18 protein-coding genes are annotated in these 22,716 nt (G+C 69.8%); 11 read left to right on the top strand and 7 right to left on the bottom strand.

What is annotated here, in order from left to right; genetic code table 11:
- Nucleotides 1–62: 62 nt before the first annotated feature.
- The gene (locus ACX28W_RS05905) at nt 63–1,175 is read right to left on the bottom strand and encodes a LacI family DNA-binding transcriptional regulator (RefSeq protein WP_458997674.1); all 1,113 of its coding nucleotides are present in this window, start codon (nt 1,173–1,175) and stop codon (nt 63–65) included.
- A 408-nt stretch (nt 1,176–1,583) separates the two neighbouring features.
- Here ACX28W_RS05905 and hisC point away from each other — a divergent pair, with 408 nt between their 5' ends.
- The 6 genes from hisC (at nt 1,584) to ACX28W_RS05875 (ending at nt 11,984) form a co-directional block, all read left to right on the top strand.
- The gene (gene hisC, locus ACX28W_RS05900) at nt 1,584–2,660 is read left to right on the top strand and encodes a histidinol-phosphate transaminase (protein WP_458997673.1); all 1,077 of its coding nucleotides are present in this window, start codon (nt 1,584–1,586) and stop codon (nt 2,658–2,660) included.
- Between the two features lie 214 nt (nt 2,661–2,874).
- Complete coding sequence (locus tag ACX28W_RS05895; RefSeq protein WP_458997672.1) at nt 2,875–4,392, top strand: cytochrome ubiquinol oxidase subunit I; 1,518 nt, start codon at nt 2,875–2,877, stop codon at nt 4,390–4,392.
- A 20-nt stretch (nt 4,393–4,412) separates the two neighbouring features.
- Nucleotides 4,413–5,420, top strand: coding sequence for a cytochrome d ubiquinol oxidase subunit II (gene cydB / locus ACX28W_RS05890; protein WP_458997671.1), 1,008 nt, complete (start codon nt 4,413–4,415; stop codon nt 5,418–5,420).
- A gap of 60 nt (nt 5,421–5,480) precedes the next feature.
- Complete coding sequence (gene cydD / locus ACX28W_RS05885) at nt 5,481–8,990, top strand: thiol reductant ABC exporter subunit CydD (protein WP_458997670.1); 3,510 nt, start codon at nt 5,481–5,483, stop codon at nt 8,988–8,990.
- A 114-nt stretch (nt 8,991–9,104) separates the two neighbouring features.
- On the top strand, nt 9,105–10,790 hold the full coding sequence (locus tag ACX28W_RS05880) for a GAF domain-containing sensor histidine kinase (RefSeq protein ID WP_458997669.1): 1,686 nt from the start codon (nt 9,105–9,107) through the stop codon (nt 10,788–10,790).
- Nucleotides 10,791–10,928: 138 nt separating this feature from the next.
- The gene (locus ACX28W_RS05875) at nt 10,929–11,984 is read left to right on the top strand and encodes a murein hydrolase activator EnvC family protein (protein WP_458997668.1); all 1,056 of its coding nucleotides are present in this window, start codon (nt 10,929–10,931) and stop codon (nt 11,982–11,984) included.
- A 49-nt stretch (nt 11,985–12,033) separates the two neighbouring features.
- Here the strand turns inward: ACX28W_RS05875 and ACX28W_RS05870 are convergent, their stop codons facing one another.
- The 6 genes from ACX28W_RS05870 to ACX28W_RS05845 all read right to left on the bottom strand — a co-directional run bounded on the left by ACX28W_RS05870 (nt 12,034) and on the right by ACX28W_RS05845 (nt 18,392).
- On the bottom strand, nt 12,034–12,960 hold the full coding sequence (locus ACX28W_RS05870) for an HAD hydrolase family protein (protein ID WP_458997667.1): 927 nt from the start codon (nt 12,958–12,960) through the stop codon (nt 12,034–12,036).
- Nucleotides 12,961–13,058: 98 nt separating this feature from the next.
- On the bottom strand, nt 13,059–13,979 hold the full coding sequence (locus ACX28W_RS05865; RefSeq protein ID WP_458997666.1) for an LLM class flavin-dependent oxidoreductase: 921 nt from the start codon (nt 13,977–13,979) through the stop codon (nt 13,059–13,061).
- Between the two features lie 92 nt (nt 13,980–14,071).
- Nucleotides 14,072–14,620: an RNA 2'-phosphotransferase gene (locus tag ACX28W_RS05860; RefSeq protein WP_362071385.1), complete on the bottom strand. Its 549-nt coding sequence runs from the start codon at nt 14,618–14,620 to the stop codon at nt 14,072–14,074.
- A gap of 121 nt (nt 14,621–14,741) precedes the next feature.
- Complete coding sequence (locus tag ACX28W_RS05855; protein WP_458997665.1) at nt 14,742–15,686, bottom strand: MerR family transcriptional regulator; 945 nt, start codon at nt 15,684–15,686, stop codon at nt 14,742–14,744.
- 100 nt (nt 15,687–15,786) lie between these two features.
- The gene (locus tag ACX28W_RS05850) at nt 15,787–17,553 is read right to left on the bottom strand and encodes an SDR family oxidoreductase (RefSeq protein WP_458997664.1); all 1,767 of its coding nucleotides are present in this window, start codon (nt 17,551–17,553) and stop codon (nt 15,787–15,789) included.
- Nucleotides 17,550–18,392: a M24 family metallopeptidase gene (locus tag ACX28W_RS05845; protein ID WP_458997663.1), complete on the bottom strand. Its 843-nt coding sequence runs from the start codon at nt 18,390–18,392 to the stop codon at nt 17,550–17,552. The genes ACX28W_RS05850 and ACX28W_RS05845 overlap by 4 nt, the downstream gene beginning before the upstream one ends.
- Nucleotides 18,393–18,617: 225 nt before the next feature.
- Between ACX28W_RS05845 and ACX28W_RS05840 the strand changes: the two genes are divergently transcribed.
- From ACX28W_RS05840 to ACX28W_RS05820, 5 genes are all read left to right on the top strand, one after another.
- The gene (locus ACX28W_RS05840; protein ID WP_458997662.1) at nt 18,618–19,637 is read left to right on the top strand and encodes an ABC transporter ATP-binding protein; all 1,020 of its coding nucleotides are present in this window, start codon (nt 18,618–18,620) and stop codon (nt 19,635–19,637) included.
- Complete coding sequence (locus ACX28W_RS05835) at nt 19,627–20,544, top strand: ABC transporter permease (RefSeq protein ID WP_458997661.1); 918 nt, start codon at nt 19,627–19,629, stop codon at nt 20,542–20,544. The genes ACX28W_RS05840 and ACX28W_RS05835 overlap by 11 nt, the downstream gene beginning before the upstream one ends.
- Nucleotides 20,541–21,452, top strand: coding sequence for an ABC transporter ATP-binding protein (locus tag ACX28W_RS05830; protein WP_458997660.1), 912 nt, complete (start codon nt 20,541–20,543; stop codon nt 21,450–21,452). Before ACX28W_RS05835 ends, ACX28W_RS05830 begins: the two co-directional genes overlap by 4 nt.
- A gap of 10 nt (nt 21,453–21,462) precedes the next feature.
- On the top strand, nt 21,463–22,182 hold the full coding sequence (locus tag ACX28W_RS05825; RefSeq protein ID WP_362071398.1) for an ABC transporter permease: 720 nt from the start codon (nt 21,463–21,465) through the stop codon (nt 22,180–22,182).
- 76 nt (nt 22,183–22,258) lie between these two features.
- Nucleotides 22,259–22,492, top strand: coding sequence for an SGM_3592 family protein (locus ACX28W_RS05820; protein ID WP_458997659.1), 234 nt, complete (start codon nt 22,259–22,261; stop codon nt 22,490–22,492).
- Nucleotides 22,493–22,716: the final 224 nt, after the last annotated feature.

Genomic DNA, 22,716 nt, shown 5'->3' with positions numbered 1-22,716 from the left:
AGCTTTCCCTGGTGGATGCCCCGCCGCAAGTCTTCCGGACGTCAACCTCGACGGAGGCCGAGCTACCCCTTCTCGGGCGACCGAGGTGGACTGACCGTCGTCCGAGGTGGACGACGCTCGGAGGACGTCCGCACGATCAGTTCCGTCGGTATCACCTGTTCGACCGGCTTGTCCGATTCAACCCCTTCAATGGCGTCGATGAGGAGCTGGATCACGGCCGTGCCGATCCGGCGCGGTTTGAGCGAGAGCGTGGTGATGGGCGGTTCGGTGCTGGCGTAGACGGTGGACTCGCTGCAGCAGACCAGCAGCAGGTCGTCCGGTACGCGCAGGCCGTAGCGCCGGGCCGCGGCCAGGAGGTCGGTGCCGTTCGGGTCGAAGAGGCCGTAGACGGCGTCGGGCCGGTCGGGCCGGGCCAGCAGCCGGTCCGCGGCGACGGCGCCCGCGCACGGGTCGTGGGCGGGGTAGGCCTCGTACACCGGATCCTGTCCGACCCGCTCGCACCAGTGCAGGTACGCGGTGGTGGAGAGATGGGTGTACGTGTCCGTGGAGGTGCCGGTGAGAAGGCCGATCCGGCGGGCGCCGGCGTCGGCCAGGTGGTCGAGGATGCCCAGTACGGCGGCCTCGTGGTCGTTGTCCACCCAGGCGGTGACCGGGAGTGATCCCGCCGGGCGGCCGTCGGAGACGACCGGTAAACCCTGCCGGACCAGCTCGCTGACGACCGGATCCTGGTCGGACGGGTCGATGACCACGGTTCCGTCCAGGGCGACGTTCGACCACACGTCGTGGCGCGAGGTCGCGGGGAGGATGACCAGGGCGTAGCCCCGGGCGAGCGCGGCCGAGGTGGCGGCTCTGGCCATCTCCGCGAAGTACGCGAACTCCGTGAAGGTGAAAGGTTCATCCCCGTATGTCGTCACGGTCAGGCCGATGAGGCCCGACTTGCCGGTACGGAGGGTTCGGGCCGCGGCCGACGGGCGGTAGCCCAGCCGGTCGGCGACCTCGCGGACGTGGCGTCGGGTGGCGTCCGGGAGCCGGCCCTTCCCGTTGAGGGCATCGGACACGGTCGTGATCGAGACCCCTGCGGCCGCGGCCACGTCTCTGATACCCGCCCGGCCCGGTCGACCGCCTCGGCGGGAGGTCTCCGCCCGGCTCACCTGGTGCTTCCCTGCTGCTGTCATGGCGAGCCGATAGTAGGGCTCATGCGGTGGGGTAGTGCGGACGCATATGCACTCGTTGACAGGCACGTTTCTGCATGGTCAAGGCCAGGTAAGTGCCTTGGAAACAAAGGAAGTTGAACGATCCAATGGCAGGACGTGACTTGTCGACGCGCATGGGCCTGCCAAGTGAGCCATGTTTCGAAGAGGTCTCAACTCACCTTCACGAGCGATGCGCGCTACGGCGTGAGCCACCGGCGCGTGAGGTTACGGATGGCGCGCCCCCCATTTCGTACGCCTTCGTGCGTGGATGCCTGCTCGGCCGTACGTGGATGGCCGCTCTGTCGTTGCGTGGATGCCTGCGCGGCCGCACGCAGGCGTGCCGAATCCTCATAAGGTGAGAAGTATTGATGGTCGACGAGGAGGACTGCGGTGAGCGAGACGAGCCCCAAGCTGCGTGCCGAGCTGGAGGGTATCCCCACCTACAAGCCGGGTAAGCCTGCCGCGGCCGGCGCGGTGGCGTACAAGCTGTCCTCCAACGAGAACCCCTACCCGCCGCTGCCGGGCGTGATCGACAGCGTGACCTCCGCGACCGGGTCGTTCAATCGCTACCCGGACATGGCGTGCACGGGCCTGATGAACGAGTTGTCGGACCGCTTCGGGGTCCCCCTGTCGCACCTGGCGACCGGCACCGGCTCCGTCGGGGTCGCCCAGCAGCTGCTGCAGGCGACCAGTGGTCCGGGCGACGAGGTCATCTACGCCTGGCGGTCCTTCGAGGCGTACCCGATCATCACCCAGATCAGCGGGGCGACCTCGGTGCAGGTGCCGCTGACGCCGGGCGACGTGCACGACCTGGACGCCATGGCCGACGCGATCACCGACAGAACGCGGCTGATCTTCGTCTGCAACCCGAACAACCCGACCGGCACCGTGGTGCGCCGGGCCGAGCTCGAGCGGTTCCTCGACCGCGTGCCCAGCGACGTCCTGGTGGTCCTGGACGAGGCGTACCGCGAGTTCAACCGCGACCTCGAGGTGCCGGACGGCGTCTCGATCTACCGTGACCGGCCCAACGTCTGTGTGCTGCGCACTTTCTCCAAGGCCTACGGGCTGGCCGGCCTCCGGGTCGGCTTCGCGATCGCCCACGAGCCGGTGGCGGCGGCGCTGCGCAAGACGGCGGTGCCCTTCGGCGTGAGCCAGCTGGCCCAGGACGCCGCGGTGGCCAGTCTGCGGGCCGAGGACGAGCTGCTCGGCCGGGTCGGTTCGCTGGTGTCCGAGCGCGTCCGCGTGGTCGAGGCGTTGCGCGGCCAGGGCTGGACGGTGCCCGAGACGCAGGCCAACTTCGTGTGGCTCCGGCTGGGGGAGCGCACGCTCGACTTCGCCGCCGTGTGCGAGCAGGCGGGGGTCGTTGTGCGGCCGTTTGCCGGGGAGGGGGTTCGCGTGACGATCGGCGAGACCGAGGCGAACGACATCTTGCTGAAGACGACGGAGGCGTTCCACGGGGGGCACTAGTCCTCGCTCGCGAAGGTTCCGACCGGCCCGTTTGCGTGGAGGGCCGGTCGGTTCGGTCTTAGGGCCCCCTCCCCTCCAGTCTCGAACGGCTATGCGTCATAATTGCTTGTGAATGTGAACGCGTTCACAAGCGTGTCCCGGTTGCTCCCGTGATGTGCCTGACAAACGGGGCAAACTTCCGCAGTGGTCACGGCGACGTAAGGAGACTGACGACGTGGAATTGGCTTTGGCGCCGGAGACACTGGCGCGATGGCAGTTCGGCATCACCACCGTCTACCACTTCCTCTTCGTTCCCCTGACGATCTCGCTCGCCGCGCTCACGGCGATTCTGGAGACCGCCTGGGTGCGGACAGGCAAGGAGCACTACCTCAAGGCGACCAAGTTCTGGGGGAAGCTGTTCCTGATCAATATCGCCATGGGTGTCGTGACCGGCATCGTGCAGGAGTTCCAGTTCGGCATGAACTGGTCCGACTACTCGCGCTTCGTCGGTGACGTCTTCGGTGCCCCGCTCGCCTTCGAGGCCCTGATCGCCTTCTTCTTCGAGTCCACCTTCATCGGGCTGTGGATCTTCGGCTGGGACAAGCTGCCGAAGAAGATCCACCTCGCCTGTATCTGGATGGTCTCCATCGGCACCATCCTGTCGGCGTACTTCATCATGGCGGCCAACTCCTTCATGCAGCACCCGGTCGGCTACCGGCTCGTGAAGAAGGCGGACGGCACGATGCGGGCCGAGCTCACCGACTTTCCCAAGGTGCTCTTCCAGGAGACGGCGCTCGTCAACTTCTGGCACGTCATCAGCGCCTCCATCCTGGTCGGCGGCGCCTTCATGACCGGCATCGCGGTCTTCCACCTCCGCAAGAAGCGGCACATCCGCACCATGCGGATGTCACTGCGGCTCGGCTTGGTCACCGCGCTCGTCGGCACGATCCTCACCGTCGTCAGCGCCGACACCCTCGGCAAGGTGATGTACGAGCAGCAGCCGATGAAGATGTCGGCCGCCGAAGCCCTGTGGGAATCGCAGCAGCCCGCACCCTTCTCGCTCTTCGCGTATGGCGATGTCGCCAAGGGCCACAACACGGTCGCCATCGAGGTCCCGGGGGTACTCTCCTTCCTCGCCAAGGGCAACTTCAACGCCGAGGTTCCCGGCATCAACGACATCAACAAGGCCGAACAGGAGCAGTTCGGGCCCGGCGACTACCGTCCCAACATCCCCACCGCCTACTGGTCGTACCGCTGGATGATCGGCTTCGGCGGGGTCTCGATGACCCTGTGCGCCGCCGGCCTCTGGCTGACCAGGCGGAAGCTCTGGCTGGCACCGGAACACCGCACCGGCGACGAGGACGTACCGAAGCTCATGCTGACCAAGCGCCGGGAGCTGACGCCGAGGCTCGGCATCTGGTGGTGGCGGCTGTCCCAGTGGACGTTGATCTTCCCGATCATCGGCATTTCGTGGGGCTGGATCTTCACCGAGACAGGGCGTCAGCCCTGGGTGGTCTACGGCCTGCTGAGGACCAAGGACGCGGTCTCGCCGGGGGTCTCGCAGGGTGAGGTGCTGACCTCTCTGATCGTGTTCACCCTCATCTACGCAATCCTCGCCGTCATCGAGGTGAAGCTGATGCTCAAGTACGTCAAACAGGGGCCGCCGGAGCTCACCGAGGCCGACCTCAACCCGCCCACCAAGATCGGCGGCGACTCCCAGGACGCCGACAAGCCGATGGCCTTCTCCTACTAGGCCCAGGGAGCGCTCAAGTCATGGAAATCCACGACGTATGGTTCGTCCTCATCGCGGTCCTCTGGACCGGCTACTTCTTCCTGGAGGGCTTCGACTTCGGGGTCGGCGTCCTCACCAAGCTGCTGGCCCGGGACCGCGCCGAGAAGCGGGTCCTGATCAACACGATCGGCCCCGTCTGGGACGGCAACGAGGTGTGGCTGCTCTCCGCGGCCGGCGCGACCTTCGCCGCCTTCCCCGAGTGGTACGCCACGCTCTTCTCCGGCTTCTATCTGCCACTGCTGCTCATCCTGGTGTGCCTGATCGTGCGCGGTGTCGCCTTCGAATACCGGGTGAAGCGGCCCGAGGAGAGTTGGCAGCGCAACTGGGAGACCGCGATCTTCTGGACCTCGCTGCTTCCCGCGTTCCTGTGGGGTGTGGCCTTCGGCAACATTGTGCGCGGCGTGAAGATCGACCAGAGCTTCGAGTACGTGGGTACGGTCGGCGACCTGCTCAATCCGTACGCGCTTCTCGGCGGGCTGGTCACGCTGACGCTGTTCACCTTCCACGGGACGGTGTTCGTCGGGCTCAAGACTGTCGGGGACATACGGGAACGGGCGCGGAAGCTGGCGCTTCAGGTCGGCTTGGTGACTGCCGTGCTGGCGCTCGTCTTCCTGATCTGGACGCAGGCCGACAAGGGCGACGGTACGTCTCTGGCCGCCATGATCGTGGCCGTGGTCGCGCTGGTGGTGGCTCTGGTAGCGGTCAGGGCCGGGCGTGAGGGCTGGGCGTTCGCATGGTCGGGGCTCACCATCGTGGCGGCCGTCGCGATGCTCTTCCTGGTGCTCTTCCCGAACGTCATGCCGTCCTCGCTCAATGACGACTGGAGCCTGACCGTCACGAACGCCTCGTCGAGTCCGTACACCCTGAAGATCATGACCTGGTGCGCGGGGATCGCCACGCCGCTGGTCCTGCTCTATCAGTCGTGGACCTACTGGGTGTTCCGCAAGCGGATCGGTACGCAGCACCTCGCGGTGGAGACCGGGCACTGATTCCGAACTACCGGCATGTTTCACGTGAAACATGCCCGATGAGCCAAGGGTGTGTTTCACGTGAAACCAATTGACCCGCGTCTTCTCCGATATGCCCGCGCCACCCGCCTCTTCCTCGTGGCGGTCGTCGGCCTGGGAGGCCTCGGGGCGGCGCTGGTCATCGCCCAGGCGATGCTCATCGCCGAAGTGGTGGTCGGCGCCTTCCAGCACGAGATGTCGGTTGCCGAACTACGGACGCCGCTCATGTTGTTGGCGTCGGTCGCGATCGGCCGGGCGGTTGTCGCATGGCTCACCGAGCTCGCCGCGCACCGGGCAAGCGCGGCGGTGAAGTCGGAGTTGCGGGGACGGTTGCTGGAGCGGGCCGCCGCGCTCGGTCCCGGGTGGCTGAGCGGACAGCGGACGGGCTCGCTCGTCGCCCTCGCCACGCGGGGAGTGGACGCACTCGACGACTACTTCTCGCGTTATCTCCCGCAGTTGGGGCTTGCGGTCGTGGTGCCCGTGGCAGTGCTCGCGCGGATCGTCACCGAGGACTGGGTATCGGCGGCGATCATCGTCGTCACGCTGCCGCTCATCCCTCTCTTCATGGCGTTGATCGGCTGGGCCACGCGGTCGCAGATGGACCGGCAGTGGCGGCTGCTGTCACGGCTTTCCGGGCACTTCCTGGACGTGGTCGCCGGGCTGCCGACGCTCAAGGTCTTCGGCCGGGCCAAGGCGCAGGCCGAGTCGATCCGGCGGATCACCGGGGAGTACCGGCAGGCGACCATGCGGACGCTGCGGATCGCCTTTCTGTCGTCCTTCGCGCTGGAACTGCTTGCCACCATCTCGGTCGCGCTGGTCGCGGTGACCATCGGGATGCGGCTCGTCCACGGCGACATGGATCTTTACGTGGGGCTCGTCATCCTCGTCCTCGCGCCCGAGGCGTATCTGCCGCTGCGCCAGGTGGGGGCGCAGTACCACGCCGCCGCCGAGGGGCTCGCGGCGGCGGAGGAGATCTTCTCGGTGCTGGAGACCCCGGCGCCGGCCGCCGGGGCGCTTCTCGTGCCGAAGGGGGAGATCGGCTTCGAGGGGGTGACGGTCCGGTACCCGGGGCGTTCAGGGGACGCGGTCTCCGATGTCTCCTTCGTGGTCGAGCCCGGCGAGACGGTCGCCCTGGTCGGGCCGAGCGGTGTGGGCAAGTCGACGCTGCTGAACGTGCTGCTGGGATTCGTGGAGCCCGCTGCGGGCCGAGTGCGGATCGGAGGGGTCGATCTTGCCGAGGCCGATGTGGAGGAGTGGCGCTCCCGGGTGGCCTGGGTGCCGCAGCGGCCGCACCTCTACGTCGGCTCGATCGCCGAGAATGTACGGCTGGCGCGGCCCGATGCCGACGACGCGGCGGTGCGGCGGGCGCTGGCCGACGCGGGGGCGCTGGAATTCGTCGACGTCCTCCCCGACGGGGTCGAGACGGTCCTTGGCGAGGACGGCGCCGGTCTGTCCGCCGGGCAGCGTCAACGTCTCGCCCTGGCCCGGGCGTTTCTGGCGGACCGGCCGGTGCTCCTCCTCGACGAGCCGACGGCATCGCTCGACGGAGCGACGGAGGAAGCGATCGTGGCGGCGGTGCGCCGGCTCGCCGTCGGGCGGACGGTGCTGCTGGTGGCGCACCGGCCCGCACTGCTGGCGGTGGCCGACCGGGTGGTGCGGCTGGAGTCGGGGGACCCTGTCGCGGCGGCCGGTTCCGTGCACACCGGAGACGCACAGGAGCTCCGGCCGGTCGAGCCGGAAGGCCTGCCCGCGGCGGACGCGGAAGAGGTGTACCTGTCCCCGCAGCCGAGCGGCGGCGTGCTTGCCCGGGTCCGTGCCATGGCGGGCCCCCGGAGCGGCCGATTCGCGCTGGCCCTGCTTCTCGGGAGCCTCGCGCTCGGCAGTGCCGTCGGGCTGATGGCCACCTCCGGGTGGCTCATCTCTCGGGCCTCTCAGCAGCCGCCGGTCATGTATCTGATGCTGGCCGTGACGGCCACGCGGGCGTTCGGGATCGGCCGGGCCGTCTTCCGGTACGCGGAGCGGCTCGTGTCGCACGACGCGGTGCTGCGGATGCTGGCCGACACCCGGGTCGCCGTCTACCGACGCCTCGAGCGCCTCGCCCCCGCGGGGCTGCGCACGACCCGGCGCGGCGATCTGCTGTCGCGGCTCGTCGCCGACGTGGACGCCCTGCAGGACTACTGGCTGCGGTGGCTGCTGCCCGCCGGCGCGGCGGTCCTCGTGTCCGCCGCCTCCGTCGGCTTCACCACCTGGCTGTTGCCCGAGGCCGGGGCCGTCCTCGCCGTCGGGCTGCTGGCTGCGGGGGCCGGTGTCCCGCTGGTGACCGGTGCTGTGGCGCGCCGGGCGGAACAGCGGCTGGCCCCCGCCCGCGGCGCCCTGGCGACCCGCGTGACCGATCTCCTGACCGGGACGCCCGAGTTGACGGTCGCGGGCGCGCTGCCCGCCCGTACGGCCGATGCCCGCCGGGCCGACACCGTGCTCACCCGTATCGCTTCCCGGGCCGCCACCGCGACCGCGCTCGGGGACGGGCTCACCGCGCTGGCGACCGGGCTGACCGTCGCGGTGACCGCTCTCTTCGGCGCCCAGGCGGTCGCCGCAGGGCGCCTGAGCGGGGTGGCGATGGCTGTCGTCGTCCTCACGCCGCTGGCCGCGTTCGAGGCCGTCCTGGGGCTGCCGCTGGCCGTTCAGTACCGGCAGCGAGTGCGCAAGAGCGCGGAGCGTGTGTACGAGGTGCTGGACGCCCCCGATCCCGTACGCGAACCGGAGCGGCCGCAGGCGGCGCCCGCCTCACCGTTCCCGCTGCGCGCGCGAGGGCTCAAGGCCCGACACGCCGGACAGGACCGGGACGCGCTGGCCGGCCTCGACCTGACCCTCGAGCAGGGCCGCAGGATCGCCGTCGTCGGCCCCTCCGGTTCCGGAAAGACCACGCTCGCGCAGGTGCTGCTGCGGTTCCTGGACGCGGAGGCGGGGTCGTACACGCTGGGCGGTGTGGATGCGAACGAGATGGACGGGGACGAAGTACGCCGTCTGGTCGGGCTCTGTGCCCAGGACGCGCACCTCTTCGACAGCACGGTGCGCGAGAACTTGCTGCTGGCCCGGAGGAACGCCACGGAGACCGAGCTGCGTGACGCGCTCGCGCGGGCCCGGCTCCTGGAGTGGGCGGACGGGCTGCCCGCCGGGCTCGACACACTGATCGGCGAGCACGGGGCGCGGCTGTCCGGCGGCCAGCGCCAGCGGCTCGCCCTCGCCCGCGCCCTGCTCGCCGACTTCCCGGTCCTCGTCCTCGACGAGCCCGCGGAACACCTCGACCTGCCTACGGCCGATGCGCTCACCGCGGACCTGCTGGCCGTGACCGAGGGCCGCACGACGCTGCTGATCACGCACCGGCTGGCCGGGCTGGAAGCGGTGGACGAGGTGATCGTGCTGGCCGAGGGGCGTGTGGTGCAGCGTGGTGCGTATGCCGAGCTGTCCGTGCTGGAGGGGCCGCTGCGGGAAATGGTGGAGCGGGAGGCCGCGGGAGATCTGCTGTTCGGGGCCGTGAAAGTGGGGCACTAGGCCGACACCACGTAGGAGCCGGAGGCGGCGGGGAACGTCCTCGGCGGGGAACATCCTCGTCCGGCCACCAGGCTCCCGCTTTCCATGACAAATGGGACTAACTACTCTCGAGGCATGTCAGTAGCCCCCACCTCGCCCGGCCCCGGCGGCAGCCCGGACCCGTCGGTGCCGAGGCTGCTGGAGGCGCTGCGGTCGGTCGGATCGGGCCTGGAGCTGCACGCGACGCTGATCCGGATCTGCGAGACGGCGGCCGAGCTGGCCGACGCCCGCTACGCGGCCATCGGGGTCGCCGCGGAGGACGGCGAGGGGCTGGTGGACTTCGTCTACCACGGGGTCGACGAGGAGACCGCCCGGCGGATCGGGCGGCTGCCCGACGGGCACAAGGGGCTGCTCGGGGCGCTCATCCACGACCCGGAACCGGTACTGCTCGCGCAACTGACCGAGGACGCGCGCTCGTGCGGCGTCCCTGAGCACCACCCACCGATGCGCACCTTTCTGGGTGTTCCGATCCGCGTGCAGGGCGAGGTCTTCGGGAATCTGTACCTGACCGAGAAACGCGGCGGCCCGTTCGACGACCACGACCTCAAAATGGTCCACGTGCTGGCCACGCAGGCGGGCATCGCGATCGGCAACGCCCGGCTGTACGAGGCTGCCAAGCAGCGCGAGCGGTGCATCGACGGCTCGGTGGCCGTGACCACAGCGCTCCTGTCGGGCCGCGACGCCGAGGACGCGCTCCGGGTCGTCGCCGAACAGGCCCGCCGGCTCTCCGGCTCGGCCGCCGGGCTCGTGCTACTGCCCGCCGACGAGGGCGGACTGGAGATCGTCGCCGTCGCCTCGGAGCACCCGCCCACGACGCTCGGACTCGTCATCCCGCCGGAGAGCGAGATAGTTGTCGAACTCCTCGACGGCGAGGCCGTGTTCATGGACGACGCGGCCACCGACCCACGTGCGCTTACCGAAATCGCCCGCCCCTACGGGCCGACCATGATCCTTCCCTTGCTGAGCGACGGCCGCCTCCTGGGGGCCCTCTGCACGTCCCGCCTGCGGGGCGGACGCCCGTTCACGGCAAACGAGCGGACCCTCGCCGCCCACTTCGCCTCGCAGGCCGCGCTCGCGCTGGTGATGGCCGAGGCGCAGCGCGACCGGGAGCGGCTCGCGGTCTACGAGGACCGCGACCGGATCGCCCGCGATCTGCACGACCTCGTCATCCAACGGCTGTTCGCCACCGGGATGATGCTGGAGAGCGCCCAGCGCAGCTCCGCCGCGCCCGAGGCGAGGGAGGGCATCGGCAAGGCGGTCGACGAACTCGACGTCACCATCCAGGAGATTCGCACCGCGGTCTTCGCACTCCAACAGGGCCCCGCCGAATGGCCGTCCGGGCTGAGCACCCGCGTGCTGCGCGAGATCAACATGGCCGCCGTGCCCCTCGGCTTCAAGCCCGCACACCGCTTCGTCGGGCCCGTCGACACGGCGGTCGGCGAACTCACCGGCAAGAACCTCATCGCCGCCCTGCGCGAGACCCTCTCCAATGCCTTCCGGCATGCCCGGGCCTCCCGCGTCGAGGTCGTCGTCGACGCGACCGTGGTGCTGCCGGACGGGCGGCAGGGCGTACGGCTGACCGTCGCGGACGACGGCGTCGGCATCCCCGACGGCGGCCGACGCAGCGGCCTGAAGAACCTCAAGCAGCGCGCCGAGTCGCTGGGCGGCGACAGCTGGTACGGGCCGGGGCTCGGCGGGGACGGCGGCGGTGCGACGGTGGTGTGGCAGGCGCCGGTCGCTCCGCGGGTTGAGCCGTTCTGAGTCTGCGGGTGGTTTGTGGGTGAGCGCGCCCACGCGGCGGAGCGCAGTGCGACTCGGTGAGCCATCAGGGGGTGTGCGTCCCCCGGGTGTACGACGTGAACAGGACTGCGACCGCCGGATCGGCACACGATTGCTGACATGCGCTCATATCGTCGTCATCACCTGCTCGTGCCGACGCTGCTGTGCGTATTCGCGGTGCTGGTGGCCTGGCCCTCGGCGGCCGAGGACGAGAGCGGGCCCGGGAGTGACCCCGGCATCGCCGCGCAGGTGGCGCGGCTGTACGACGACGTCTCCGTGGCGACGCGGCAGTACGAAGCGGGACGGAAGGAAGCCGACGCACGGCGGGTCGAGGCGCGGCGGGCCGAGCAACGCCTGGCGCGCGAACGGCGCGACATCGCGGCACTGCACGCGGACCTGGGCCGGATGGCGCGCGCCCAGTACCGCGAGGGCGGTGGACTGCCCTACGTCGCGCATTTGCTGCTCGCGGACAACGCCGATGAGCTGATGCGCGGTCAGCACGCCCTGTGGCAGGCGGATCTCGCCGTCAGCAACGCCGTTGCCAAGAATCGTCGGGCCGAGGCCAAGCTCGCCGCCGACGAGGCGAAGGCCCGGTCGGAGTGGCAGGCGGTGGAGCGGTGGAAGGCCGATCTCGCCGAGTTGAAGCGGAACATCCAGGCGAAGTTGGAGATGGCGCGGTGGACGCTGCAGAGCCAGGCGGACGCCTCCGTGGCGTCCGGCTCCTGCCGTGGTGCCGTCCGGCTCGATCAGCCGGTGCCGGGGCCCTTGCCCGCGTGGGTCGCGCCGGTGGAGACGTATCGACTCTCCGCGGGTTTCGGCAGCGATGGCGAGTTGTGGGCGAACGAGCACACCGGCCAGGACTTCGCGGTGCCCATCGGCACTCCGGTGCGCGCGGTCGGCGAGGGCCGGGTGGTGAAGGTGTCGTGCGGCGGCGCCTTCGGCATCGAGATCGTGATCGAGCACCCGGGTGGCTACAGCACGCAGTACGCGCACCTCGCCTCCGTCACTGCCGACCAGGGTGAGGTGGTGACGACCGGGCAGTGGATCGGACAGTCGGGCACGAGCGGCAACTCGACCGGGCCGCATCTGCACTTCGAGGCGAGGGTCTCACCCGAGCTGGGCTCGGCCGTCGATCCGGTGCCGTGGCTGGCCGAGCACGGGGTCACGGTCCGGTAGGGGGCGTCAGCCGGCGGCCTGTAAGAGGCGTTCTCCTGGTGGGCGTCTCTTACCGCCGTTCGGCGATGATCCGCTCGATGACGACGGCGACCCCGTCGTCGTTGTTGGCGACCGTGCGGCCGGAGGCCGCGGTGATCGCGTCGGGGTGCGCGTTGCCCATCGCGTACGACGTGCCCGCCCAGGTGAGCATGTCGACGTCGTTCGGCATGTCTCCGAAGGCGACGACCTCCTCGGGGGAGATGCCGCGCTCGGCACAGCACAGTGCGAGTGTGCTGGCCTTGGAGACGCCGGGGCCGCTGATCTCCAGCAAAGCGCTGGGGCTGGAGCGGGTGACGGTGGCGCGGTCGCCCACCGCGATGCGGGCCGCGGTGAGGAAGGCGTCGGGGGCGAGCTCGTGGTGGAAGGCGAGGATCTTGAGTACCGGTTCGTCGGCACCAGGCGCATCCGGGGCCAGGAGCTTCTCCGCGGGCGCGAGGCTGTCGGGAGTCTCCATGTGCAGCTTGGGGTACTCCGGCTCCTGGTAGAAGCCGTAGGTCTGCTCGATGGCGAACACGGTGCCCGGCGCGGCCTCGCGCACCAGTCGTACGGCGTCGAGCGCGTTCTCCCGGGCCAGCTCCCGGACCTTCACGAACCGGTGGGCGCCGGGGCCGCCGTGCAGGTCGACCACGGCGGCGCCGTTGCCGCAGATCGCCAGTCCGTGTCCGTGGACATGGTCGCTGACGACGTCCATCCAGCGGGCCGGGCGGCCGGTGACGAAGAAGACCTCGATGCCGGCCTCCTCGGCGGCGGCGAGGGCGGCGACCGTGCGCTCGGACACGGACTTGTCGTCGCGCAGCAGGGTGCCGTCGAGGTCCGTGGCGATCAGCCGTGGCGGGAGGACGGGGGTACCTTCCCGCTCGAGCGCAGCCGAGAGCTTGGGGGAGGCCGGGGGTTCGGGCTGTCGAGTCGCTGAGGTCACCCGGCCATTCTCGCGCATATGCCCGCACGGTCGTGCGGCAGTCCGCACAGGCGAGTGGTTACCGCCCTCACCAGCACCGTCACACCCCGCTGTCGCGGCCGCCGACAGCCTCGGGGTCAGCCCAGCTGCGCAGGGGCCTCCATGGCGATGCGCTCGAAGACCTTCTCGTCCGCCGCGAAGTCGGAGTCGGGGATGGGCCAGTGGATCACGATGTCGGTGAAGCCCAGCTCCGCGTGTCTGCCCGCGAAGTCGACGAACGCGTCCAGGGACTGCAGCGGACGGCCGCGGTCCGGGGTGAAACCGGTGAGCAGGATCTTGTCGAGCTCGGCCACGTCCCGGCCGACCGTGGCGCAGGCGGCGGCCAACTTCTCGGCCTGACCGCGAATGGCCTGAATCGACTGCTCAGGGGTGCCCGTCTCGTAAAGTTTCGGGTCTCCCGTCGTCACCCACGCCTGCCCGTACCGGGCGGCGAGCTTCAGTCCGCGCGGACCGGTGGCGGCCACCGCGAAGGGCAGCCGGGGGCGCTGGACACAGCCGGGGATGTTGCGCGCCTCGTGCGCCGAGTAGAAGTCGCCGTCGTGCGAGACCCCGTCCGTACCGTCCTCGGTGAGGAGCCGGTCGAGCAGCGGTACGAACTCGCCCAAGCGGTCGGCGCGCTCGCGCGGCGTCCAGGGGTCCTCGTCGCTCTTCAACAGCGTCGTCGCGTCGAAGCCGGTGCCGCCCGCGCCGACGCCCAGGGTGATCCGGCCGTTCGAGATGTCGTCGAGGGAGATCAGTTCCTTGGCGAGGGTCACCGGGTGCCGGAAGTTCGGCGAGGTCACCAGCGTGCCGAGGCGGATCTGGTCGGTGACGGCGGCCGCGGCGGTCAGTGTCGGTACGGCACCGAACCAGGGGCCGTCCCGGAAGGTCCGCCACGACAGATGGTCGTACGTGAACCCGGCGTGAAAGCCCAGCTGCTCCGCACGCTGCCAGGCGTGCCGCCCGCCCTCGTGCCAGCGGAGGTACGGCAGGATCACAGTGCTCAGACGCAGACTCATGCATCGAGCGTAAGCGGAGGCGGGGGGTGACCGTGCCCGGCGCGGAGCGTGAGCGCGGGGTGACCGTGGCGGCTCTCGGTAGCGGCGGCCGGTCAGTGCGGTCCGGGAAACCGCAGGTAGCCCGGCGGGACGGCCTCGGTGAGCCACACTCCGTTCGCGCTGACCCGGAAGACATGGCCGTCGCGGTGCATGGCGGCGGCGTCCACGCCGAGCACGACCGGTCGGCCGCGGCGCGCGCCGACCCGGGTGGCGGTCTCCCGGTCCGGTGACAGGTGCACGTCGTGCCGGTTCATGGGCTTGAGGCCCTCGGCGCGGATCGCGTCCAGGTTGCGGGCCACGGTCCCGTGGTAGAGGTACGCCGGCGGGGTCGCCGGGGGCAGTCCGAGGTCGACCTCGACGGAGTGACCCTGGCTGGCCCGGATGCGGGTGCCTTCGACGGCGAAGCGCCGCTTGTCGTTCGTGGCCACGACGTGGTCGAGCTCGTCGCGGCTGAACCGGAAGCCGTGCGCGGCGGCTGCCGCGATCAGGGTGTCGATCTCGACCCAGCCGCCCTCACCGAGCGTGAGCCCGATCCGCTCGGGCTGATGCCGCAGATGTTTCGAGAGGTATTTCGACACCTTCACGGTGCGTCTTTCATCCATCACTCCAGGGTGCCCGCGAGAGACGGATCACGCATTTGATTTTGGTTCGGAGGTTTGATCCACAACCAAGTGCGGTTATCCACAGAGGAATTGGCGAATCTGTGGACAACTCGATGGTGAGTTAGGGTATTTCATCAATAGGGCTGTCATTGTCCTGGTTTGAGGCGAGTCGGTTCAAGATCCGTGCCTGTACCTCCCGTTCGGCGGCCGCCGCGATGAACGTGGCCACCTCGTCCGCGCCAACCAGCCGCTCCACAGCGCGCATTGTCTCCGCGGGGATCTCCACGGAGTGTGTCGCGCTCCGACGCTCCCGCGGTTGCTCCGCGCCCAGGTGCTGACGCAGATGTCGAACAGCGAACAGCCGCATGGCGCGGGCCAGTTCGGCGTCCACCGTCTGCTGTGCGAGCGGCCGCAGACGGCGTACGAGCGATGCCGCCTCGACCGCTTCCGCGTCCGTCGGCGGACGCTCGCCGAGATAGCGCGCGAAGACGTGCTCGGTGGTGAACTCGAGGAAACGAGAGGCGATGTGCTCGACCTTGACCCTCAACTCCCGCAGGTGGCCCGAGATCGCGGACAGCGGAACACCGGCCGCGTACAACTCCACGGCCACGGCGAGCTCTTGGGGGCTCGGAACGAGAAAGGAGTCCTCGTCGCCCGGGACCGGCACCAGCACGCCGAGCTCCACGGCGTCGGCCACCGCCGCGTCGTCGGGGCTGTTGCCGAACCGCTCGTCCAGCTCCGAGCGCGAGATCCGTATCGCCTCCTCGTCGGTCCACGGTCCGTCGACCTCCGCGACCAGCCCGAGGATCCCGCCCAGGCCACGGCCCGTATCCCAGGCCTCCAGAAGCTCCTTGATGGAGGCCAGCGTGTAGCCGCGGTCCAGGAGGTCGGCGATCTGCCGCAGCCGGGCGAGATGCGCGTCCGCATACACATTGGCGCGGCCGCGCCGCTCGGGGCGGGGCAGCAGCCCGCGGTCCTGATAGGCGCGGATCGTGCGAACCGTGGCGCCGCTGTGGTGCGCCAGGTCCTCGATGCGGTACGCGGCACCGACCGGCTCGTCGTTCACGCTCCCTGCCCTCCCGGGTCCATCCCCCGGCCCTCCTGCGAGGGATGGTACGGCCGCTGTGGACACCGGAGTACGGCTGTGCCGAGCTCCTTTCAGTCGCTCACAGCGGCGGCTCCACTCGTGCGATCGCCCGCAACGCCCGTGGCATGAAACGGGACATGAGGTGGGCGCCGCGCGCCTCGGGGGTGACGGGCACGACCGCCTCGTTGCGGACGACCGCGCGCAGGATCGCGTCGGCCACCTTCTCCGGCGGGTAGTTGCGCAGCCCGTACAGCCGCGCCGACTTCTTCTGCCGGCGCCTCTCCTCGGTGGCGTCGACCCCGGCGAAGTGCGCGGTCGAGGTGATGTTCGTGTTGACGAAGCCGGGGCAGATCGCCGAGACGCCGATGCCCTGGCCTGCCAGCTCCGCGCGCAGACACTCGCTGAGCATCAGCACGGCCGCCTTGGAGGCGCTGTAGGCGGGCAGCGCCTTTGACGGCTGGTACGCCGCCGCCGACGCGGTGTTGACGATATGGCCGCCCTGGCCGCGCTCGGCCATCTGCTTCCCGAAGAGCCGGCAACCGTGGATCACACCCCACAGGTTGACGTCGAGGACCTTCTTCCAGTCCTCCGGAGTCGTGTCGAAGAAGGAGCCCGACAACCCGATCCCGGCGTTGTTCACCAGCACGTCCACGACGCCGTACTCGGTGGCGACCTTGTCCGCGAGCTTCTCCATGGCCTGCTCGTCCGAGACGTCGACCGTCTCGGCCCAGGCCTCGGGGGAGCCGATCAGCCGGGACATCTCCGCCGTGCGGGTCGCGCCCTCGGCGTCGCGGTCGACGGCCACCACACGCGCACCGGCCTCGGCGAACGCGAAGGCGGTGGCCCGCCCGATGCCGCTGCCCGCGCCGGTGACCAGCACGAGCTGTCCGCCGAACCGGTCCGCGTACTTGCCGGTGGCCAGGGCCGGAGGCACGGATGCGCCGCCCTCATGGGCCTGCGCGAACTCCGTGATCCAGGCGGCCAGTTGATCGGGACGCGTGCGCGGAATCCAGTGCTTGGCCCCAAGCGTGCGACGCACCAGCCCCGGGGCCCACTGCTCCAGCTCGTCGTAGAGCCGCTCGGAGAGAAACGGGTCCCCCAGGGGCGTGACGAGCTGCACGGGCGCGTGCGCGTGCGCATCCGGACGCGGCCTGCTCAGCCGTGCCCGGACGTTGTCGCGGTACAGCCAGGCACCGTGCGCCGCGTCCGAGGGCAGTGACGGGGTCGGATAGTCGCCCCCGCCCAAAGGCACCTTCTCGACCCGCTGGAGGATCTTCGGCCACTGCTTGCCGAGCGGGCCGCGCCAGGCGAGCTCGGGCAGGAGGGGGGTGTGCAGCAGATACACGTACCAGGACTTGGCTCCCTGGCCCAGAAGTTGGCCGATCCTGCGCGGGGTGGGCCGCTTCACCCGCTGCTTGATCCAGTGCCCGAAGTGGTCGAGGGACGGCCCGGACATCGACGTGAAGGACGCGATCCGGCCCTCCGTGCGCTCCACCGTCACGAACTCCCAGGACTGCACCGAGCCCCAGTCGTGCCCCACCAGGTGCACCGGCCTGTCGGGGCTGACCGTGTTCACGACCGCCAGGAAGTCGTCCGTCAGCTTCTCCAGCGTGAACCCGCCGCGCAGCGGCTGCGGCGCCGTCGATCTGCCGTGTCCTCGGACGTCGTAGAGCACGACATGAAAGCGCTCGGCGAGGCGTGTCGCGACCTCGGACCACACTTCCTTGGAGTCCGGATAGCCGTGCACGAGCACTACCGTGGGCTGTGCGGGATCGCCCAACTCGGCGACGCACAGTTCGACTCCGCCCGTCCGAACCCAGCGCTCGCGCGCGCCCTCGAGACTCACTTGTCCTCCGCCCAGCGCCGCACGTGCGGCAGCTCGTCGTCCAGCCAGAACGCGCTCTGATCAGGGTCCTTGGAGTCGGTGACGACCAGGATCTCCTCGAACTTCGCACCCGTACCCCGGAATCCGAGGTGGGGTTCGACCGCCCACAGCCCCGGCCGGGGCGGATGGTCGGAGAACTTGTACGGCGACCACAGCGGCGACCAGCCGTCGCGGTGCCCGTGCAGCGCGTCGCTCGCCAGCCCCTTCAGGGACTGCGTGCCGAACCCGAACAGGCGAGGCGACCAGGGACGCTCCCGCACCCGGTCGACCTTGTGCGCGATCACGCCGAAGGGGTACGCGCGATGCCGGTTCGCATGGCCCTGGCGGACCATGAGCCGGTCAACGTCCTCATAGATCTCGCGCAGGGGCCTGCGTTCGCGCACCTCCCGCAGGATCAGCTCTCGGTGCGCCTCCAGGTCGGCGAGCAGCTTGTCCTGCACGGGATTCGGGCCCAGGGAGCCCGAGTAGCCGATGTCCGCCGTAAAGCCCCTGTGGACGGGGGCCATGTCGAGGATGAACGGCATCCCCGCTTCCAGGCGGCGGTTGGTGGGGAAGAACTGCAGTGGGATGCGGAAGTTCGCGAACGCCGTGCGGTCGCCGAACCAGGCGAAGGGCAGGTGGAACCAGTCGCGCACCCCGTGCTCGCCCAGCCACTCGCGCTGCATGCGCGCCGCCTCGCGCTCGGTCACACCCGGCTTCAGCCGCGCCGCGACCGCCTCCGCGCACTCGTACGCGAGGCGCTGTACGTCTCTGAACCCCCGCAGTTCCGCCGAGAGTTCGCCTGCCGCTGCCGTTGTCATGCCACCCGCTCCACCATGTCCACGCTGACCGCGGTACGTGTTCGTAACGTGACACTCGTGAATGTGACAGTCGTTAGAGGCTGCGTCAATAGACCTGCAGGGCGCCTGTGGACAACCGCTCCGATGTGGATGAGCGGTTGCCGGTTGTTCGACCTCAGGGGGACCCCTACGGGCCCGTACGACTGAAGGCGGACGCGAATCCAGCTCCGTGGGGTGACGCCTGCTGTGGCGTGCGCCACTACCGTCGACGACGTGACTGTCATCGCTACCGAAAGCCTGAGCAAGCGGTACCCCAGGGTGACCGCTCTTGACCGGCTCTCCGTGGACGTGGGGCCCGGCGTGACCGGACTCGTCGGAGCCAACGGAGCCGGGAAGTCCACTCTGATCAAGATCCTGCTGGGGCTGTCCCCCGCCACGGAGGGCCGCGCACAGGTGCTCGGCCTCGACGTCGCCACCGACGGCGGCACCATCCGCGAGCGGGTCGGGTACATGCCCGAGCACGACTGCCTGCCGCCCGACGTCTCGGCCACCGAGTTCGTCGTCCACATGGCGCGCATGTCCGGGCTCCCGCCGGCCGCGGCCCGCGAGCGCACCGCGGACACGCTGCGCCATGTCGGCCTGTACGAGGAGCGCTACCGCCCCATCGGTGGCTACTCGACGGGCATGAAGCAGCGCGTCAAGCTCGCGCAGGCCCTCGTCCACGACCCCCAGCTGGTCTTCCTCGACGAGCCGACCAACGGTCTCGACCCGGTCGGCCGCGACGAGATGCTCGGCCTGATCCGCCGCATCCACACCGACTTCGGGATCTCGGTCCTGGTCACCTCACACCTCCTCGGCGAGCTGGAGCGCACCTGCGACCACGTCGTCGTCATCGACGGCGGCAAGCTGCTGCGCTCCAGCTCCACCACGGACTTCACCCAGACCACCACGACCCTCGCCATCGAGGTCACCGACACCGACGAGCACCCGGACGGCACCCGCGCGGTGCGCGACGCGCTCCACGCGCGCGGGGTCGAGACCCACGACGGCAGCGGGCTGCCGGGCGCCGGGCACATCCTGCTGCTGACGGCGGAGGGCGAGGAGACGTACGACCTGGTCCGCGACATCGTCGCCGACCTCGGCCTCGGCCTGGTCCGGATGGAACAGCGCAGGCACCACATCGCGGAGGTCTTCCGCACCGAAAGCGACGAGACCGAAGGCGACGAGCACGAGCAGCGGAAGGAGGCGGTCGGACATGGCAGTTGAGCAGCCCCGGATCCAGACACCGGCCCAGCGCGGTGAACAGACCCGCATCCACAACATCGGCTACCGCCACTACGACGGCCCGCGCCTCGGCCGCGCCTACGCCCGCCGCTCGCTGTACTCGCAGTCCCTGCGCGGCGCCTACGGCCTGGGCCGCTCGATCAAGTCCAAGGTGCTGCCGATGCTGCTCCTCGTGGTGATGTGCGTGCCCGCACTCATCATGGTGGCGGTGACGGTCGCCACCAACGCGAAGGACCTGCCCGTCGACTACACGCGCTACGCGGTCATCCTGCAGGCCGTCATCGGCCTGTACGTCGCCTCCCAGGGACCCCAGTCCGTCTCGCGCGACCTGCGCTTCAAGACCGTGCCGCTGTACTTCTCCCGACCCATCGAGACCGTCGACTACGTACGCGCCAAGTACGCCGCGCTCGCCTCGGCGCTGTTCGTCCTGACGGCCGCGCCGCTGATCGTGCTCTATGCAGGGGCGCTTTTGGCGAAGCTCGACTTCGCCGACCAGACCAAGGGATTCGCGCAGGCAATGGTCTCCGTGGCACTGCTGTCACTGCTCTTCGCGGGGATCGGCCTGGTCATCTCGGCCGTCACCCCGCGCCGAGGCTTCGGTATCGCGGCCGTCATCGCCGTGCTGACGATCTCCTACGGAGCGGTGTCCACCGTCCAGGCCATCGCCTTCGAGCAGTCCAGCACCACGGCGGTCCCCTGGCTCGGGCTCTTCTCGCCCATCACGCTCATCGACGGAGTGCAGACGGCCTTCCTCGGCGCCACCTCCGCCTACCCCGGAGGGGAAGGCCCCTCGACCGGGCAGGGCGTCGTCCACCTCATCGTCGTCCTGGGTCTCATCGTGGGCTGTTACGGCCTTTTGATGCGCCGCTACCGAAAGGTCGGGCTGTGACCACGCTCAACATCGACCACGTCTCGCGCTGGTTCGGCAACGTGGTGGCGGTCAACGACATCACGATGACGATCGGGCCCGGCGTCACCGGCCTGCTCGGCCCGAACGGCGCCGGAAAGTCCACCCTCATCAACATGATGGGCGGCTTCCTCGCCCCCTCCACGGGCACCGTCACCCTCGACGGCCAGTCGGTCTGGCGCAACGAACAGATCTACCGGCACATCGGCATCGTCCCCGAGCGCGAGGGGATGTACGACTTCCTCACCGGCCGCGAATTCGTCGTCGCCAACGCCGAGTTGCACGGCCTCGGCGAAAAGACCGCCCAGCGGGCGCTGAACACGGTCGAGATGGAGTACGCGCAGGACCGCAAGATCTCGACGTACTCCAAGGGCATGCGGCAGCGCGTGAAGATGGCCTCCGCGCTCGTCCACGACCCTTCCCTGCTGCTGCTCGACGAGCCCTTCAACGGCATGGACCCGCGCCAGCGCATGCAGCTCATGGACCTGCTGCGGCGCATGGGCGACGAGGGCCGCACGGTGCTGTTCTCGTCCCACATCCTCGAAGAGGTCGAACAACTCGCCGCGCACATCGAGGTGATCGTTGCCGGACGGCACGCGGCGAGCGGTGACTTCCGGCGCATCCGCCGGCTGATGACCGACCGCCCGCACCGCTACCTCGTCCGCTCCAGCGACGACCGGGAGCTGGCCGCCGCGCTGATCGCCGACCCGTCGACGGCCGGCATCGAAGTGGACCTGGACGAGGGAGCCTTGCGCATCCAGGCGGTCGACTTCGGCCGCTTCACCGCTCTGCTGCCGCGCGTCGCGCGCGAGCACGGCATCCGGCTGCTCACGGTCTCGCCCTCCGACGAGTCCCTCGAGTCCGTCTTCTCGTATCTCGTCGCGGCGTAGGAGGCCGAAAATGTACGACCCCACAGTCGCCCGGCTCACCTATCGAGCCCTGCTCGGCCGCCGCCGGGCCCTCATCCTCTGCGCGTTGCCCGTCCTGCTCATCGTGATCTCGGCTGCCGTACGCGGCTTCACCGGAGCCGACGACCAGGTGGCCTCCGACCTGCTCGGCGGGTTCGCGCTGGCCACGATGGTGCCGATCATCGGCGTCATCGCCGGTACGGGCGCGATCGGCCCCGAGATCGACGACGGCTCCGTGGTGTATCTGCTCGCCAAGCCCCTGAAGCGGCCGACGATCATCTACACCAAGCTGATCGTCGCCGTCGGCGTCACCATGGCGTTCTCGGCGGTGCCGACCTTCATCGCGGGCATGATCCTGAACGGCAACGGGCAGCAGATCGCCGTCGCCTACACCGTGGCCGCGCTGGTCGCGTCGATCACGTACGCCGCCCTGTTCCTGCTCCTGGGGACGGTGACCCGGCACGCGGTGGTCTTCGGGCTCATCTACGCGCTCGTCTGGGAGACCCTCTTCGGGTCGCTGGTGTCCGGCGCCCGCACGCTCAGCGTCCAGCAGTGGGCGCTTGCGGTGGGCCACAAGGTCGCCGACGGGGACCTCGTCACCTCGGACGTGAGCCTGCCGACCGCGACGGTGCTGCTGGTCGCGGTCACCGTGCTCGCCACCTGGTACGCCGGGCAGAAGCTGCGGACACTGACGCTTGCCGGGGAGGAGTGAGCCCTCTTCTTGACAGGAACTTCACCCCTGTCTGGGCAAACTGGCCGAAGAGGATGTACGGCTAGGAGGAACGGGGATGGCAGAACCGCAGGGTGAGGAACAGCGGGAGTCCGAGGACGTCTGGGACGACCTCGAACTCGACGAGAACTTCATACGGTCCGCGGGGACGACCGAACCCTCGGCCCGCGCCCGTATGCTCGCCGCCCGCTGGCGCGAAGGGGGACCCGACCCGCAGCCCTGGCGCTCCGACGAGCCGCCGGCCGGGTGGTTCTTCAGCAAGGCCCGGCGGCGCAGGTGGCGCCGCCGGTGAACCCCTTCGAGGGCGGTCTTTAATCAGTGGCGCCCAAGTCGGCGTGCGGGCACAGTAGTTCTGTCCGCGCCGCCGCATCGAGTCGGCGCCACGTTCTGGGAGAGGAGCGCGACGATGCCCATCAGTAGCAGTCCGTCGAGCTCCCTACAGGGCAGCCCGCGGGGGGTTCCGGAGTAGTCACCTCTCCGTCGAACCCGCCTCGCACGGGGGGCTGCCCGGGGCGG

Source organism: Streptomyces sp. SD15 (genome assembly GCF_054462255.1).
This window is presented reverse-complemented; position numbering and strand designations above follow the sequence as displayed.

Bases quoted from the DNA above. Each gene is read 5' to 3' on its own strand.
- ACX28W_RS05905 (WP_458997674.1), bottom strand. From the start codon at position 1,175: ATGACAGCAGCAGGGAAGCACCAGGTGAGCCGGGCGGAGACCTCCCGC.
- cydB (WP_458997671.1), top strand. From the start codon at position 4,413: ATGGAAATCCACGACGTATGGTTCGTCCTCATCGCGGTCCTCTGGACC.
- ACX28W_RS05880 (WP_458997669.1), top strand. From the start codon at position 9,105: ATGTCAGTAGCCCCCACCTCGCCCGGCCCCGGCGGCAGCCCGGACCCG.
- ACX28W_RS05875 (WP_458997668.1), top strand. From the start codon at position 10,929: ATGCGCTCATATCGTCGTCATCACCTGCTCGTGCCGACGCTGCTGTGC.
- ACX28W_RS05870 (WP_458997667.1), bottom strand. From the start codon at position 12,960: ATGCGCGAGAATGGCCGGGTGACCTCAGCGACTCGACAGCCCGAACCC.
- ACX28W_RS05865 (WP_458997666.1), bottom strand. From the start codon at position 13,979: ATGAGTCTGCGTCTGAGCACTGTGATCCTGCCGTACCTCCGCTGGCAC.
- ACX28W_RS05860 (WP_362071385.1), bottom strand. From the start codon at position 14,620: ATGGATGAAAGACGCACCGTGAAGGTGTCGAAATACCTCTCGAAACAT.
- ACX28W_RS05845 (WP_458997663.1), bottom strand. From the start codon at position 18,392: ATGACAACGGCAGCGGCAGGCGAACTCTCGGCGGAACTGCGGGGGTTC.
- ACX28W_RS05835 (WP_458997661.1), top strand. From the start codon at position 19,627: ATGGCAGTTGAGCAGCCCCGGATCCAGACACCGGCCCAGCGCGGTGAA.
- ACX28W_RS05825 (WP_362071398.1), top strand. From the start codon at position 21,463: ATGTACGACCCCACAGTCGCCCGGCTCACCTATCGAGCCCTGCTCGGC.
- ACX28W_RS05820 (WP_458997659.1), top strand. From the start codon at position 22,259: ATGGCAGAACCGCAGGGTGAGGAACAGCGGGAGTCCGAGGACGTCTGG.